The organism is Corynebacterium sp. CQ3829_602738, assembly GCF_054478435.1.
This window is the reverse complement of the sequence record NZ_CM137003.1, coordinates 2,022,175-2,037,371: the sequence shown is the minus strand read 5'-3', so window position 1 is coordinate 2,037,371 and position 15,197 is coordinate 2,022,175. Positions and strand designations below refer to the sequence as shown.

At 65.9% G+C, this 15,197-nt stretch carries 14 protein-coding genes and 1 tRNA gene; 8 read left to right on the top strand and 7 right to left on the bottom strand.

Translation table 11 applies throughout. The features are described 5' to 3' along the window. Positions 1–6: 6 nt before the first annotated feature. Complete coding sequence (thrE, locus tag ACX1NL_RS09850) at positions 7–1,461, bottom strand: threonine/serine exporter ThrE (protein ID WP_458898045.1); 1,455 nt, start codon at positions 1,459–1,461, stop codon at positions 7–9. Between the two features lie 66 nt (positions 1,462–1,527). Between thrE and ACX1NL_RS09845 the strand changes: the two genes are divergently transcribed. The 3 genes from ACX1NL_RS09845 (at position 1,528) to ACX1NL_RS09835 (ending at position 3,858) form a co-directional block, all read left to right on the top strand. Beyond that, positions 1,528–1,603: transfer RNA gene (locus ACX1NL_RS09845), tRNA-Thr, on the top strand. 166 nt (positions 1,604–1,769) lie between these two features. Then, a complete protein-coding gene (locus ACX1NL_RS09840; RefSeq protein ID WP_301612940.1) occupies positions 1,770–2,477 on the top strand; it encodes a response regulator transcription factor in 708 nt (235 codons plus the stop codon). A 4-nt stretch (positions 2,478–2,481) separates the two neighbouring features. Beyond that, on the top strand, positions 2,482–3,858 hold the full coding sequence (locus ACX1NL_RS09835; protein ID WP_458898044.1) for a sensor histidine kinase: 1,377 nt from the start codon (positions 2,482–2,484) through the stop codon (positions 3,856–3,858). Here ACX1NL_RS09835 and ACX1NL_RS09830 read toward each other — a convergent pair. Then, entirely contained in the window at positions 3,836–4,252 is a 417-nt protein-coding gene (locus ACX1NL_RS09830; RefSeq protein ID WP_458898043.1) for an HIT family protein, read from the bottom strand. The genes ACX1NL_RS09835 and ACX1NL_RS09830 overlap by 23 nt on opposite strands. A 31-nt stretch (positions 4,253–4,283) precedes the next feature. On the opposite strand from ACX1NL_RS09830, the gene purD reads away from it, so the two are divergent. Beyond that, complete coding sequence (gene purD / locus ACX1NL_RS09825; RefSeq protein ID WP_458898042.1) at positions 4,284–5,531, top strand: phosphoribosylamine--glycine ligase; 1,248 nt, start codon at positions 4,284–4,286, stop codon at positions 5,529–5,531. Further along, positions 5,531–6,964: an adenylosuccinate lyase gene (gene purB, locus ACX1NL_RS09820; RefSeq protein ID WP_458898930.1), complete on the top strand. Its 1,434-nt coding sequence runs from the start codon at positions 5,531–5,533 to the stop codon at positions 6,962–6,964. The genes purD and purB overlap by 1 nt, the downstream gene beginning before the upstream one ends. Here the strand turns inward: purB and ACX1NL_RS09815 are convergent, their stop codons facing one another. Further along, on the bottom strand, positions 6,965–7,492 hold the full coding sequence (locus tag ACX1NL_RS09815; protein ID WP_458898041.1) for a hypothetical protein: 528 nt from the start codon (positions 7,490–7,492) through the stop codon (positions 6,965–6,967). Between the two features lie 19 nt (positions 7,493–7,511). On the opposite strand from ACX1NL_RS09815, the gene ACX1NL_RS09810 reads away from it, so the two are divergent. Beyond that, positions 7,512–8,408, top strand: a complete 897-nt coding sequence (locus tag ACX1NL_RS09810; RefSeq protein WP_269951756.1) for a phosphoribosylaminoimidazolesuccinocarboxamide synthase — start codon at positions 7,512–7,514, stop codon at positions 8,406–8,408. Next, on the top strand, positions 8,405–10,486 hold the full coding sequence (locus ACX1NL_RS09805; protein WP_458898040.1) for a S9 family peptidase: 2,082 nt from the start codon (positions 8,405–8,407) through the stop codon (positions 10,484–10,486). Before ACX1NL_RS09810 ends, ACX1NL_RS09805 begins: the two co-directional genes overlap by 4 nt. Here ACX1NL_RS09805 and ACX1NL_RS09800 read toward each other — a convergent pair. Further along, the gene (locus ACX1NL_RS09800; protein WP_458898039.1) at positions 10,483–11,958 is read right to left on the bottom strand and encodes a DUF222 domain-containing protein; all 1,476 of its coding nucleotides are present in this window, start codon (positions 11,956–11,958) and stop codon (positions 10,483–10,485) included. The genes ACX1NL_RS09805 and ACX1NL_RS09800 overlap by 4 nt on opposite strands. A 142-nt stretch (positions 11,959–12,100) precedes the next feature. Between ACX1NL_RS09800 and ACX1NL_RS09795 the strand changes: the two genes are divergently transcribed. Beyond that, positions 12,101–12,775: a DUF2334 domain-containing protein gene (locus ACX1NL_RS09795; RefSeq protein WP_458898038.1), complete on the top strand. Its 675-nt coding sequence runs from the start codon at positions 12,101–12,103 to the stop codon at positions 12,773–12,775. On the opposite strand, the gene ACX1NL_RS09790 is transcribed toward ACX1NL_RS09795, so the two are convergent. From ACX1NL_RS09790 to ACX1NL_RS09780, 3 genes are read right to left on the bottom strand one after another with little or no spacing between them, the layout of a single operon-like run. Beyond that, positions 12,772–13,593 (bottom strand): metal ABC transporter permease, encoded by an 822-nt coding sequence (locus tag ACX1NL_RS09790; RefSeq protein ID WP_458898037.1) that lies wholly within the window; start codon positions 13,591–13,593, stop codon positions 12,772–12,774. The two genes, ACX1NL_RS09795 and ACX1NL_RS09790, sit on opposite strands and share 4 nt — an antisense overlap. After that, complete coding sequence (locus ACX1NL_RS09785; protein ID WP_239307639.1) at positions 13,590–14,261, bottom strand: metal ABC transporter ATP-binding protein; 672 nt, start codon at positions 14,259–14,261, stop codon at positions 13,590–13,592. The genes ACX1NL_RS09790 and ACX1NL_RS09785 overlap by 4 nt, the downstream gene beginning before the upstream one ends. Before the next feature lie 11 nt (positions 14,262–14,272). Further along, on the bottom strand, positions 14,273–15,175 hold the full coding sequence (locus ACX1NL_RS09780) for a metal ABC transporter solute-binding protein, Zn/Mn family (protein ID WP_458898036.1): 903 nt from the start codon (positions 15,173–15,175) through the stop codon (positions 14,273–14,275). Positions 15,176–15,197 lie beyond the last annotated feature (22 nt).

The window sequence follows — 15,197 nt, the reverse complement described above, 5'->3', positions numbered from 1 at the left end:
ATGAACTTATCTGCGTCGCCGCACCCTGAGCAGCTGCTCGAACGTGAAGCGGCCAGCGCGTTTGAACGCTTGGTACGGCACATACAGCTGCGGCCGGCGGATGCGGCGGGCGACCCACTCACCGAACACCACACCCGCGGCCAAAGCCATGCAGGTGCCGATGGCGGTGAACAAGTTCATCATGCCCAGCAGCATCTGTTCGTTCATCAACGCGTACATGCCGCGGTAGATCCACGAGCCGGGCAGGAACGGTGTCACACCCGCCACGGCCGTGATCACCGGGTTGATCAAGAACCGGCGGGAAATCAGGCCGCCGACGAGACCCACCACGATCGCACATGCCGCGGTGGCCGACAGCCTGCCCAGGCCCAACGGAGTGAGCAGGATGTAGTAGCAGGCGGAGCCGAGCGCGGCGGTGACAAACGACAAAATGATCGCCGCGCGCTCCGCGAAACAGCACACCGCAAACGCCGCCGCGGCCATCCCGCCGCCAACCACGGTGAGCAGGGCGTTCGAGTACGCGGCGCTGCCGGGTAGAAGCTCGATCGGCGGCAGCGGCATGCCTACCATCTCCGAGACCGCCACGCCGCTGGCCACGCCAGCCACGATGCCGCCGGTGTTCAGCATGGCCGAGAAGAAGCGGGCGGAGGCGTTTAAGGGCGAGCCGGTGACGCCGTCGAGAAGCGATTGCACAAGCGTCAGACCCGCGAGTAGCACGATGATGCCCGTCGCGATGAGCTGGCTGGGCACAATTGTGTGTCCGATCGACGCGGAGAAGTCGTACGTGATCGCCGCGGGGACGGTGGCGAGGAAGCCGCCGATGACGTTGTGGAAAAACGCGGGCAGGCCGCCGCGCGAGAGCAGCTTGTTGAAGCCCATGATGAGGAACGCCGTCAGGCCGCCGACGGCCATCATTAGTAGGTCGCCGCCCAACAGCATGGCCACGAAGAACCCCATCACCGTCCAGCCAGCGAGGTTGCGGGTGTTGCGGTGGGGGATCGGGGAGGTGTCGATGTCGTTGAGGATGCGTTCGGCCATCTCCGGCGGGGTCGCGCCGGAACGGATCGAGCGGATCAGGCGGTCCACTTCCTGCAGCTTGTGGTAGTTCTCGCTGATCATCGTGACCACGCGGAAGACGTTCACCGGGGTGCGCTGATCCACGCCGATGATCGTGTTGAGCGTGATCGTGTTCACCGTGATCGACACATGCACGTAGTGCAAGCCGTACGAGGAACACACCGTATGGATCTGCTTCGCCGCATCCGCAGACGTCGTCGCGTTCGCAATGAGGATCTCCCCGATGCGCGCCGCAATGTTCATCACCGCCGCGACCTCGGCGGGATCTGCCAGGTTAATGGGCGCGAGGACGGACGGCGGCGGGGACGTGCGGGCCTCGTCAATCGTTGCCACGCGCTGCCGCGAGCCGGAGATCCTGTCCCACAATGAGTTACCTTCTGCCACACGCTCACACTATCGGTTGGCCGGTTGTGTCGCAGGTGCGGGGCGTGTGTAAGATTTTGCTGCACTGCTGGAGTGGCGCAATTGGTAGCGCAACGGTCTTGTAAACCGTAGGTTGCGGGTTCAAGTCCCGTCTCCAGCTCCAATTCTTTTTGTGGGGCTTGTTGTCGGGGAGCCATTTCGGGGGAAGTCCGCGAGAGCCATTCAGTGGACGTACAGGAAACGTGCAGACTTGTGCGGTTTAATCGCTCTATCTTGTTGGCAACGCAGAAATTGCCGCTGAAATGGCAACGAAACGGAAAGTGATTGACATGGCAGACAACTCGCAGAACCTGAAGGTGCTCGTCGTCGACGACGAACCGAACATCGTGGAGCTGTTAACTGTTTCCCTGAAGTTCCAAGGGTTCGAGGTGGAGACCGCAAACTCCGGTGCCGCAGCCATCGAACTCGCGCATTCCTGGAAACCGGACGCCTACATCCTCGACGTGATGATGCCGGAGATGGACGGCTTCGAGCTGCTGAGCAAGCTGCGCGCCGAAGGCTTGGACGCGCCGGTGCTCTTCCTCACCGCCAAGGACGCGGTGGAAGACCGCATCCACGGCCTGACCATCGGCGCGGACGACTACGTGACCAAGCCGTTCTCCCTCGAAGAGGTGATCACCCGCCTGCGCGTGATCCTGCGCCGCGGCAACGTCAGCGAGGACGCCAACGAAGACACCACCCTGCGTTACGCGGACCTGACGCTCAACGACGACACCCACGAGGTGACCAAGGCCGGCGAGATCGTGGAACTGTCGCCCACCGAGTTCAACCTGCTGCGCTACCTCATGCTCAACGCTGAGGTCGTGGTGTCCAAGGCGAAGATCCTGGACAACGTGTGGCACTACGACTTCGGCGGCGACGGCAACGTGGTCGAGTCCTACATCTCGTATCTGCGCCGCAAGGTCGACACCGGCGACGTGCAGCTGATCCACACCGTCCGCGGCGTCGGCTACGTGCTGCGCACCCCGCGCCAGTAGTGCCATGCCGTATTCGGTGTTGACGGCGCCGTCGAAAAAGCCGCTCAAGCGACAGCTTGTGTCGGTGGTGATGGCGGCAGCCACGATCGGCATCGCGCTGAGCTCGGTGCTGATCTACTTTGTCATGCGCCACTTCCTGTTCGACCGCGCAGACGACCAGCTGCGCGAAGGCATGGCAACGTGGGCGCAGCAAACCCCCGCCTGGCAGTTCAATATCCTGAGCCTGCCCAGCGAGTTCAACCAGGCAACGTTGTACCCCGGCCACGACCAACTCGTGCCGCGCAGAGGATCGTTGAACCCGCCGGACTACTCGCAGGTAGAGCGTCTGGACCACCCAACCACCATCCCGTCCGTGAGTGACAAGGCCCAAGGCGTGAAGTGGCGGGCGATGGCGCACCAGCAGTCCGACGGCACTGTGCAGTACGTGGCCAAGTCGCTGGAAACCGAGGCGAAGATGCTACGTGCGCTCGCCTGGGTGGAAGCCGGGGTTGGTGTTTTGGCGCTGTTCGGCATCGGCGTGGCCGCGAACTACATGGTGGCCCGTGCGCTGGCGCCGCTGAAGATCGTGGAGAACACGGCGTTGGCGATTGCGAACGGCGAGACGGACAGCCGTGTGCCCGCCTGGCCGCGCGAAACGGAAGTGGGCAGTCTGTCCTACGCCATGAACACGATGGTGTCCAAGCTGCAGGACTCCCTGGATAACGCCCGCACCCAAGAGGAACAGATGCGCCGCTTTGTCGGGGATGCCTCGCACGAGCTGCGCACACCTCTGACCAGCGTGCGAGGGTACACCGAGCTGTACCGCAAAGGCATGGCGAACGACCCGGACATGGTTCTGGGAAAGATCGACGAAGAGTCCGCCCGCATGCAGCTGCTGGTGGAGGACCTGCTGGCGCTCACCCGCGCCGAAGGCGCGCGCCTAGAGAAGAAACCGATGGACGTGCTGGAGTGGGTGCTGTCCGCAAAGAGCACCGTCGACGCCGCGTTCCCGGACCGCTCCGTGGAGGTCATCACGGACACCCCGGACATCGCGCAGGTCAACGGCGACCCGGACCGGCTGCACCAGGTGCTGGTGAACCTGATCACCAACGCCTACAAGCACGCGGGCCCGGACGCGGAGGTCACCGTGACCATCCGCAAGAACCTCGACCGCGTCGTCATCGACGTCGCCGACAACGGCTGCGGCATGGAGGCCAAGGACGCGGAGCACATCTTCGAGCGCTTCTACCGCGCCGACAGTTCCCGCAACCGCGCCACCGGCGGCTCCGGGCTGGGCCTGGCCATCACCAAGTCCCTCATCGAGGCGCACGACGGCACGGTGAAGGTGGTCACTGCGCCGGGCGAGGGCTCGACGTTTACTATTTCGCTTCCTGCGCTTTAAGGGCTTCTCGGATGGTTTCCGCGGCGGCGTCCATCTTCTCTGCGTCGGTCTCGTCGTGACGCATCGCGGTCGACAGCGTGTAGCCCGACATGTCGTTGGCGGGGAAGACGTGGATGTGTGCGTGCGGCACCTCGAAGCCGGCGATGAGGTAGCCGGCGCGCTCCGCGTTGAACTTCTCCACGATCACCTTGCCGATTTTCTGGGCGACCTCGTTCATGTGCGCCCACAGGTCCGCCGGGATGTCGGTCCACTTGTCGATCTCCTCCACCGGCACAACCAGCGTGTGGCCGTAGGCGACCGGCTCGATGGTGAGGAAGGCGGCGACGGTGTCGTCCTGGTACACGATCCTGCCCGGGATGTCGCCTGCGATGATCTTGCTGAATACGGTGCTCATGCTTCTCGACGCTACCGGTAAATTGGGGCGCATGCGCATCCTTGTCATCGGCTCGGGCGGCCGCGAACACGCCCTACTCAACGCAATGCAAGGCCACGATCTCACGGTCGCACCGGGTAACGCGGGCATGTCCCGCCTAGCGACGGTACGGCCCGTCGACGTTTCCTCCCCCCAGGCCATCGTGGAGCTAGCCCGCGAGATCGACGCGGAGCTTGTGGTGATCGGCCCGGAGGTGCCCCTGGTGGCGGGCGCGGCGGACGCGCTCATCGAGGCGGGTGTGCCGGTGTTCGGTCCGACGAAGGCCGCGGCGCAGCTCGAGGGATCCAAGGCGTTCGCCAAGGACGTGATGGCGGCGGCGGCGGTGCCCACCGCGTCGGCAAAGCGCGTCGAGAAGCCTGAGGGTGTTGAGGCCGCGCTGGACGAGTACGGCCCGCGCTACGTGGTGAAGGACGACGGCCTGGCGGGCGGCAAGGGCGTGGTGGTCACCGAGGACCGCGCCGAGGCGAAAGCGCACGCGGAGGCGGTGATCGGGGCTGGCAACCCGGTGCTGTTCGAGTCCTTCCTGGAAGGCCCCGAGGTTTCACTGTTCTGCCTGGTGGACGGCGAGACGGTGGTGCCGCTGCTGGCCGCCCAGGACCACAAGCGCGCTTACGACAATGACGAGGGCCCCAACACCGGCGGTATGGGCGCCTACGCGCCGCTGCCGTGGCTGCCGGAGGACGGGGTGCAGACCATCGTGGATGCGATTGCGCGCCCGGTGGCGGAAGAGATGGTGCGCCGCGGGACCCCGTACCAGGGCCTGCTGTACGTCGGCGCCGCATGGGGCCCGGAAGGCCCGGCGGTGGTGGAGTTCAACGCCCGCTTCGGCGACCCCGAAACTCAGGCCGTGCTGTCGCTACTGGAGACCCCGCTGGCGGACGTGCTGCTCGCCGTCGCGGAGGGCCGCCTGGACGAGGTCGGGGAACTGCAGTGGCGCGACGGGTTCGCCGCCATGGTGGTGCTGGCCGCCGAGGGCTACCCGCAGGCCGCCAAGACCGGTGGGGTTGTCACCGGCGAGGCGCTGGACGATCCTGCGCGGGTGCTGCACGCCGGCACCGCGTTGGAGGACGGCGAGTATGTTGCCTCCGGCGGCCGCGTGCTCGGCGTCGTCGGGCTGGGCGCGACGCTCGAGGAAGCCGTGGCTGAGGCGTACGAGGTCATTGCTGGGATTGAGCTTCCCGGGGCGTTCTACCGCAAGGACATCGCCCGCCCCGCGATCGAAGGGGCGATCTCCCTATGATGAAAGCCGTGAAGCCGAATAACGCGAATGTTCTGAGTAACCGTTACGCCTCCCCGGAGATGGCCACCCTGTGGGCCCCGGAGCACAAGATCATCCTGGAGCGCCAGCTCTGGATCGCGGTGCTGAAGGCGCAGCAGGAGCTCGGCGTTGCCGTGGAACCGGGAGCGATCGAGGACTACGAGAAGGTCATCGACCAGGTGGACCTGGAGTCCATCGCCTCCCGGGAGAAGATCACCCGCCACGACGTGAAGGCGCGCATCGAGGAGTTCAACGCGCTTGCCGGTCACGAGGAAATCCACAAGGGCATGACCTCGCGCGACCTGACCGAGAACGTGGAGCAGCTCCAGGTGCGCCGCGCCCTCGAGCTCACCCGCGACAAGGCGATCGCGCTGCTGAAGGCCGTGGGCAACCGCGCCGGCGAGTACAAGTCCCTGGTCATGGCGGGCCGCTCCCACAACGTGGCGGCGCAGGCGACCACCCTGGGCAAGCGCTTCGCCTCCGCCGCCGACGAGATCCTGGTCGCGGTGGAGCGCATCGAGGAGCTGCTGGAACGGTACCCGCTGCGCGGCATCAAGGGCCCGATGGGCACCGCGCAGGACATGCTCGACCTGATGGGCGGCGACGAGGAGAAGCTTTCCCGCCTCGAGCAGGGCATCGCGGACGGGCTCGGCTTTGACCGCGTGTTTGATTCGGTGGGGCAGGTCTACCCGCGCTCCCTCGACTTCGACGTCGTGTCCTCGCTGGTGCAGCTGGGCGCGGGCCCGTCCTCGCTGGCCACGACCATTAGGCTCATGGCCGGCAACGAGACCGTCACCGAGGGCTTCAAGGAAGGCCAGGTGGGCTCGTCCGCCATGCCGCACAAGATGAACGCGCGCTCCTGCGAACGTGTCGGCGGCTTCCAGGTGATCCTGCGCGGCTACCTCACGATGGTGGCGGATTTGTCCGGCCAGCAGTGGAACGAGGGCGACGTGTTCTGCTCCGTGGTGCGCCGCGTGGCGCTGCCGGACGCGTTCTTCGCCATCGACGGCCAGCTGGAGACCATGCTCACCGTGCTCGACGAGTTCGGCGCCTTCCCGGCCATGATCAACCGCGAACTGGACCGCTACCTGCCTTTCCTGGCCACCACCCGCATCCTCATGGCGTCCGTGCGCGCCGGCGTGGGCCGCGAGACGGCGCACGAGGTGATCAAGGAAAACGCCGTCGCCATGGCGCTGGACATGCGCGAGCGCGGCGCGGAGCAAAACCTGGTGGAGCGCCTCGCGGACGACGATCGCCTGCCGCTGGATCAGGCCCAGTTGGAGGAGTCGCTTTCGGATCGCCACGCCTTCATCGGCGCGGCCGAGTCCCAGGTGGACCGGGTGCTCGCGAGGGTGCAAAAGCTTGTCGACGCGCATCCGCAGGCCGCCGCCTACACCCCGGGCGACATCCTGTAGCTACTTCCAGGTCAAGGTGGTGTCGCGGCTCTTCAGCTCGACGCCGCGGCCGATGATCCCTGGGTCGGCGCTGCCCGCCCAGGAGGCCACATAGCCGGTGTAGGTGCGGTTTTCCTCCAGCTCGCCGGTGTAGCCGGTGATGTCCCAGTCGCCGCAGTAATTCGGGTCGGCCACGTTGGCGGCCAGGGGGCCGTCGATAGGCAAAAGCTCCGGCAAGGCGACCGTGACATCCATGGGGAACTCGCCGATGGCAACCGGGGTGAAGCTGACCGGGAAGCACACGATGGAGCGGGCGTGTTCGGCGCTGCGGGGCGCGCGGGTGGTGGTGGGCTTGTCCACCGTGACTTCCCACTGCACCGGCACGTGGTAGCGCACGTCCTCGGTGACGATCTTGCCGGTCTGCCCGAAACGGAACGTGGCGCCGTCGCGCGAAGGATAGAAATCCGGCATCTCTCCGCTGAACTCCGAAGGTGCGGTGCACGCTGCGAGAATAAGCGGGAGGAGGACAACGGTAGCGCGGTTTTTCACGGCGCATATACTAGCGCGCATGCGTCCAGAGCTTTCAGATTACTCACACATCTCCGGCGGCAAGGTTCGCGAGATCTACGAGGTGGATGAGCAGACCCTGCTCATGGTCGCGACAGACCGCATCTCCGCCTTCGACTTCTCCCTCGAACCGGCGATCCCGGACAAGGGGCGGATCCTCACCGCCACCTCCATGTTCTTCTTCGACCTGCTTTCCGACGTGCCGAATCACCTCGCCGGCCCGATCGACGACGAGCGCATCCCCGAAGACGTCCTCGGCCGCGCCATGGTGGTGAAGAAGCTGGATATGGTGCCGTTCGAGTGCGTGGCCCGCGGCTACCTCACCGGCTCCGGCAAGAAGGAGTACGACGCCACCGGCCGCATCTGCGGTGTGAAGCTGCCCGAGGGGCTGACCGAGGCGTCCAAGCTGGACGAGCCGATCTTCACCCCCGCCACCAAAGCCGAGCAGGGCGACCACGACATCAACGTCACCTTCGAGCACATGGCAGGAAAACTCGGCGCGGACCTCGCCGAGCGCCTGCGGGACGCCACGCTCGAGGTGTACCGCCGCGCCGCCGACTACGCGGAGACCACGGGCATCATCCTCGCCGACACCAAGCTCGAGTTCGGCCTGGACGAAAACGGCGAGCTCGTGCTCGCCGACGAAGTGCTCACGCCGGATTCTTCCCGCTACTGGCCAGCCGACAGCTACGAAGAAGGTCGCAGCCAGCCCAGCTTTGACAAGCAGTACGTGCGCAACTGGCTCACCGGCCCGAAGTCCGGCTGGGACCAGGAGGAAGGCACCACGCCGCCGGAGCTGCCCGGCTCCGTCGTGGAAGCCACCCGCGACCGCTACATCGAGGCGTACGAGCGGCTTTCCGGCCGCCGCTTCTCCGAGTGGCCGGGGGAGCATGCATGATCCCACCCGTAGCTGACAAACGCCCGATTGTCCGCACGTTCCACGGCCGCGAGTTCGTGGACAACTACGAGTGGCTGCGCGACAAGGACAATCCGGAAGTCCTGGCGCACCTGGAGGCGGAGAACGCGTACACGTCTGAGCGTACTTCCGCCTGGTCCGGGCTGGTGGACGACGTCTACGGCGAGATCAAGTCCCGCGTCAAAGAGACCGACATGTCCGTGCCGCAGCGCCAGGGCAACTGGTGGTACTACGGCCGCACCATCGAAGGCAAGGACTACGGCATCTCCTGCCGCATCCCCACCGCGGAAGACCCGTGGACCCCGCCCGAAGTCACCGAGGACATGCCGGGCGAGCAGGTGCTTCTCGACGTCAACGAGCTCGCCGACGGGCACGAGTTCTTCTCGCTCGGGGCATCGTCCGTGTCCACCTCGGGCCGCCTGCTCGCGTACTCCTTCGACACCGAGGGCAACGAGCGCTTCACCCTGCGGATCAAGAATTTGGATACCGGCGAACTGCTCGACGACGAGCTCGAAGGCATCTTCTACGGCGCGACCTGGGCGGGCGAGAACTACCTGTTCTACGTCCGCTGCGACGACGCCTGGCGGCCCCACCAAATCTGGCGCCACAAGCTGGGCACGCCCGCTGCCGAAGACGTGCTGGTGTACGAGGAGACGGACGAGAAGTTCGGTGTCGGCGTGGGCGCGGACCGTGCCGAGCGGTTCCTCATGATCATCGCGTCGTCCTCGCTGACCTCCGAGTACCGCGTGCTCGACATGGCGGATCCCACCGGCGAGTTCCAGGTGCTGTGGGAGCGCGAGGCCGGCATCGAGTACCACCCGGACTTCTGCGTCGTCGACGGCGAAGAGCAGTGGGTGGTCACGCACAACGCCCACGGAGCGAACTTTTGCGTCGCGACAACACCCGTCGGCGCTGTGCCTCCCCTGCGGGAACTGCCCGTGCTGGTGGAGCACTCCGAAACCGTGCGCGTCGAGGCGATCGACACCTACCGCGACTTCATGCTCATGGCCTACAGGCGCGGCGGGATCCCGCGGCTGGCCGTGGCGTCGCTCGACAGCGGTTTCGGCGAGTTCAAGGAGCTGGAATTCTCCGAGGAGCTCTACACCGTCGGCCTCGGCGGCAACCCGGAGTGGGACGCCCCGGTGGTGCGCATTGGCTACTCCTCCTACACCCAGCCCTCGCAGGTGCTGGACTACACAGTCGCGACTGGCGAGCTGACCCTGCTGAAGGAAAAAGAGATCGAGGGCGGCTACAACCCGGACGAGTACGAGGCCTTCCGCGAGTGGGCAACCGCCCCGGACGGGGAACGGGTGCCGATCTCGGTGGTGCGCCGCAAGGGCGTCGAAGGCCCCGCGCCCGCGCTGCTGTACGGATACGGCTCGTATGAGGCATCCACGGACCCCGGGTTTTCGGTGGCGCGGCTGAGTCTGCTCGACCGCGGCATGGTGTGGGTGTGCGCCCACGTTCGCGGCGGCGGCGAGATGGGCCGCGCGTGGTACGACAACGGCAAAATGCTGCACAAAACCAACACCTTCACGGACTTCATCGCGTGCGCCGACCGCGTCGTGGAGCTGGGCCTGACCACCCCCAAGCAGTTGGTGGCCGAGGGCGGCTCCGCCGGTGGGCTGCTCATGGGCGCTGTGGCGAACATGGCGCCGGAGAAGTTCGCCGGCATCCTCGCGATCGTGCCGTTCGTGGACCCGCTGACCTCCATCCTCAAACCCGAGCTGCCGCTGACGGTGGGGGAGTGGGAAGAGTGGGGCGACCCGTACCACGACCCCGAGGTGTACGACTACATGGCGACATACGCCCCGTACGAGAACATCTCCGCGCAGGATTACCCGGACATTCTCGCGGTTACGAGCTTGAACGACACCCGCGTGCTCTACGTCGAGCCCGCGAAGTGGGTGGCCAAACTGCGCGAGGTGAGCACCGCGGGCGAGATCCTGCTGAAGACGGAAATGTCCGCAGGGCACGGCGGCGTGTCCGGCCGCTACGCCAAGTGGAAGCAGACCGCGTTCGAGTACGCGTGGACGCTGGTGAAGGCCGGGGCGGTTTAACCGTCCGGTTCGAATAGGGCAGGGTCCGGCGGGCGGTTGTGGTTGCCGCCGTGCCGTGACCTCGCCTTCTTAGCAAGCCTCTGACCAGGCGAATTGCGGTACTGGTAGGTGGTTGTGTGCCTGGGTGGGTCCCCGTTGGCGGGGTGGTAGTGCACATCGCCGGTGTCGGGGTCCCGGCCGAAGTGGCCCTTGTTCCCGGCACCGTCTTTGTTGTCGTTGTTGCACATGTGGTGCTCGCGGCACAGCAGCACCAGGTTTTCGATGCTGGTGAGCCCGCCGCTGAGGTAGGAATCCAGGTGGTGGGCCTCGAGCTCGACGCCCGGCTTGGTGCAGCCGTTCCAGGCGCACACGCCCTGCATGGCCAGCAACACGAGCTTTTGCTCCACGGAGGCCAGGCGGGTGCGGCCGAGGGATAGCGGGACGCCGGTGGCCGAGTCGAGCTGGAGGATGAAGCTGTCCCCGGCAAGCCCCAAACGCACAATGTCGAGCGGGGTCAGCGACACCGAGGTGTTGGTGGGGAACTCGGTGAAGGCGTCCGCCTCCAAAAGGTCGTCGAGGGTCAGCGAGATCACCACCGTGCCCACGCCGCCCCGGGACTTCGTGGCAGCGTCGCCGTAGCGGTCGAGCACGTTCATGAGCTGGTCGAGTCGGCGCTGGTGTTTGCGCCGGCTGTCCCGCTTTGCGGCGTCCTCGCCCTCCATGTTGGACCCCATGTGGTCGCCGGCGGCGAGGCAGGCCTCCAGCTTCGCCCGTGACGCGGCGTCGAGGTAGCCACTGAAAGGGGAGCCGCCGTCCGCGTCCGGTTCCCCGAGCCAGATGCCGCGCTTCTTCCACGCGGCGAGGGGGTCCTTCTCGCCGTCGTAGTCGCGTCCGCGCTTGTTGGCGCGCTTGACCTGGTCGCGGACGAACTTCCGGAGTTCTTCGGCGGTGAGGGACTCGGCCGCCTCCATCGCTTCGGCCAGGATCTCCTGGTAGCCGGGGTTGGCGTGCTCGTTGAGGTCTTTCAGCGCGTCGGTGATGATGCGCTTCTTCTCCGCGTTGGCCTTCTCGGCAGCTCGTCGCGCCCGCTCCTGCGCCTCGCGCGCCTTCTTGCGGCGCGCTTCCGCCTCCTGCTCCTTGCGTTCGCGGTCTTCTTTGTTTTCGCTCGGCTCCGGCTCAGGCACCTCGGGTTCGCCGTAGAGCTTCTTGCCCTGCTCCAGGAGCGCGAATGCTTCTCGACGGGACAAGCCCAAGCTCCGTGTCAGATACTCCACGGCGTGGTTCGCGCCGACGAGGGCGCCGGCGCCGTCCCGGTCGCAGAGGAAGGCGAACGCGACGTCCGCGTTGGACAGCAACGGCAGGCAGGCGTGGAGGCGCTCCATGGCCACGTGGGTGGAGGCGAGGTGGAGGGAGTCCGGTTCCCGCATGACGTCGGCAAGCGACCTTAGCCCGGCGACGATTTGGTTGACCGCTTGGTCTAGCACTGCACTCATCTGGAGCACCTCCTTTCTTTGCACTTGGCTACGCATAGTAGAACCCCGTCCGACACGGCCCCGACAACGTAGAACACGTGTGCGAACAGCGCGAGAAAATTTCACCCGGCGCAGACTGTCTGCGTGTGCGATAATTTCCCCTATGCCTGGGCGCGTGCTTGTCTCCATTTCCTCCATCTTCGACGCGACGTTGGAGGACGTCACCAGTATGGTGCGCGACCTGGACCGCGAGGGGATGCCGGTTTCACTGCTGGTTGCGCCCCACATTGACAAAAAGTGGCATCTGGCCAAGGACGACGGCACCCGCGCCTGGCTCACCGAGCAGCTCGAAAGCCGCGCCCTCATGCTCAACGGCTTCGATCAGCCGGTGCAGGGAAGGCGCAGCGAGTTTGCCAGTTTGGGCGAGCACGAGGCGAGGCTTCGTCTCAAAGGCGCTACGCGTCAGATGTCGGCGCTCGGTTTCGACTTGGATATGTTCGCGCCGCCGCGCTGGCGCATGTCGGACGGCACGTTAAAGGTGCTCGACGAGTTCGGTTTTACCGTCGCTGCCTCCACGAAGGGCATCTACCGGCTTGAACGAGGCGAGTTCTCGCAGGCCCGCAACCTGTCGGTGGGCGAGGGGTACGGCGCCGCGAAGTGGTGGCGCCGCAACGTGATCAAGGCCGCCGAGCGCGGCGCGGAGAAGGGCAACACGATCCGTTTGTCGGTCTCCGGGCGCGAGTTGGGGCAGAAGAAGGTGCGCCGCGACTTCCTCGCAGCCGCCGCAGCGGCGGTAGGCAAGGGCGCGACACCGGCGGACTACCGGGAGTACCGCTAGTTGCCCCGCACCCTGCCGACCACCCGGCAAACCAGGTAAATCCCGAACGAGATAAAGGCCACGAACACGCTCACCGGCATACCTGGGGCGAGCGAAAGCACCATCCCGCCTACGGCCGCGACTTCCGCGAACACGATGGACAGCACCACCGCAAGCTTCGGGTTCGCCGTCACCTGAGCGGCGGACGCCCCCGGGGTGATCAGCAGCGACATCACCAGCAACGCCCCGACGATCTGCACTGACTGGGCCGACGCGATGCCCACGAGTACCGCGAACACCAGCGCCATCGTGCGCACGGGAACGCCGCACGCGGCGGCCATCACGGGGTCTGCGGAGGAGAACAGCAGCGGCCGCCACAGGACCAGCACGGCGCCTGCAACCAGCACCGTTGTGCCTGCCAGCAGCATCACGTTCTGCGCCGACACACCAACAATCTGGCCGGTCAGCAGCGCCAGCGCCCGGTTCGAATTCCCTGGATACAGGTGGATGAACAGCACGGACAAGGCCATGCCGAAGCTCATGGCCACACCTACCGCGGAATCCTGCTGGCCCTTCAGCCCCAGCGCCGCCAGCACCAGGGCAGCGACCACCGCGCCCGCCACGGCACCGAAGCCGACGTTCAGCCCGAAAAGCAGCGCCGCGGAGGCGCCCATGAGCGCGAGCTCCGAGGTCGCGTGCACCGAAAATGACATCTGGCGCAGCACGATCAGCGGTGCCATCACCCCGGACAGCACTCCCAGAAGCGCGCACGCCACAAGCGTCGTCTGCACAAAGTCCTGGCTGAGCAGGTACGAAGTGTCTGCTAAAAACGCACTCACAGGACCACCATCCGTCCGTCAACTTCCACGACGTCCACGCGGGTGCCGTAGAGCTCGCTGAGCACCTCGGAGCGCATGACTTCGGAAACGCTGCCCACCACGTGGCCTTCCGGGCCGAGGTAGAGCACTCGGTCCACAACGCCCATCACCGGGTTGATCGAGTGCGTTACGCACACCACGGCCGCGGGGTGCTCGGCGAGGCGCTGCACGGTGTCGCGTGCGCGGGCGGGGTCGAGGGAGAGCAGGGGCTCGTCGCAAAGCAAAAGCTCCGGGTTTTGTGAAAACGCCTGCGCCTGACGGATGAGCTGCTGCTGGCCGCCGGAAAGCACCCCGACGCGGCGCTCGGAAAAACCTTGCGCCTCCACAGAAGCCAATTGCCTATCGACGTCCTCCGGTCTCGCCCGCCTTCCCATCGCCAACGCAACAAGGTCGCGCCCGCGCACCGGCAAGTCCTTCGGAAACATGTGCTGCTGCGGGATGAAGCCGATCTGCCCGTGGACTTTTGCTTGCCCAGAAGTGAGCTTGCGCGTGCCCATCAGCGTGCCCAGCAGGGTGGATTTGCCCACGCCGTTTGGGCCGAGCACCGCGATGAATTCGCCGGGCTCGACGGTGAGGGTGAGGTCGCGCCAGAGTGGTTCGACGGCGGCGCTGCGAAGCTCAGCGATCAAATTGGCAATTCCTAGTGGTGGTGGCCGGTCGGCTCAGCGTGGGCTGCGATGTCGGTGATCTGACCCACGATCTCCTCGAAGTAGTCCAGGAAATTCTGGCCGGCCGGGGGCGTCTCCCGAATTTCAACAACGGGAACATTATGCGCCTTCGCCGCATCCGCCAACCGCTGGGTGGCGCTGTTGGTGCTCTGCGGGTTCACAAACAGCATGTCCAGCTCGCCGCGCTCGATCTGCTCCAGGAACGCCGCAACCGCCGCCGCGGAAGGCTCCTGGTGGTTCAGGCTGGCCTTGATGTATTCCTCGGGCGTGATGTCGTGCAGCTCCGTGCCCCACACCAGGCCGGCCGCGATCGTCTCAGTCATGCCGATGTGCACGTGCGGCACCGCGTTGAGCTTGGATTGGATGTCGCCGATGCGCTGCTTGACGTCTGACGCGTCCCCGCCGGTGCGATCCGCAATGTCCTCTGCGACCTGCAGTACCTTCTCCGGCGCGAACCAGGCGTGCTCGAGCTCGTCCAGGGATTCGGGCATGTGCGCGTGCGCGTGGTCGTGGTCGTGGGCCTCGTGCTCGTTGAGAAGCGGGATTGCGTAGATGATGCGGTCCTGCTCAGCGGCAGTGTAGAGCGCGGAGTCGTACGCGCCGCCGTTTGCCACGACGGTGTCCGCTTCCTTGATGCGCGAGAGGTCCTTCGCGGACGGCTCGTAGTGGTGCGGATCCACCGCATCACCGGTGATGATCGCGTCCACGTCCTCGCCCGTGACCGCCGAGGCCACGTCCGCCCAGACGTTGGTGGTGGCGATCATGTCGCTGCCGCTTGCATCATTGCTTTCCGACGAGCATCCGGCCAGCACCGAACCCGCAAGAGCAGTTGCCGCAATCGCGGCCAGGGGAGAGGGGAGAAAACGATTTCGCATAGGGGATATCCAACCATTATTG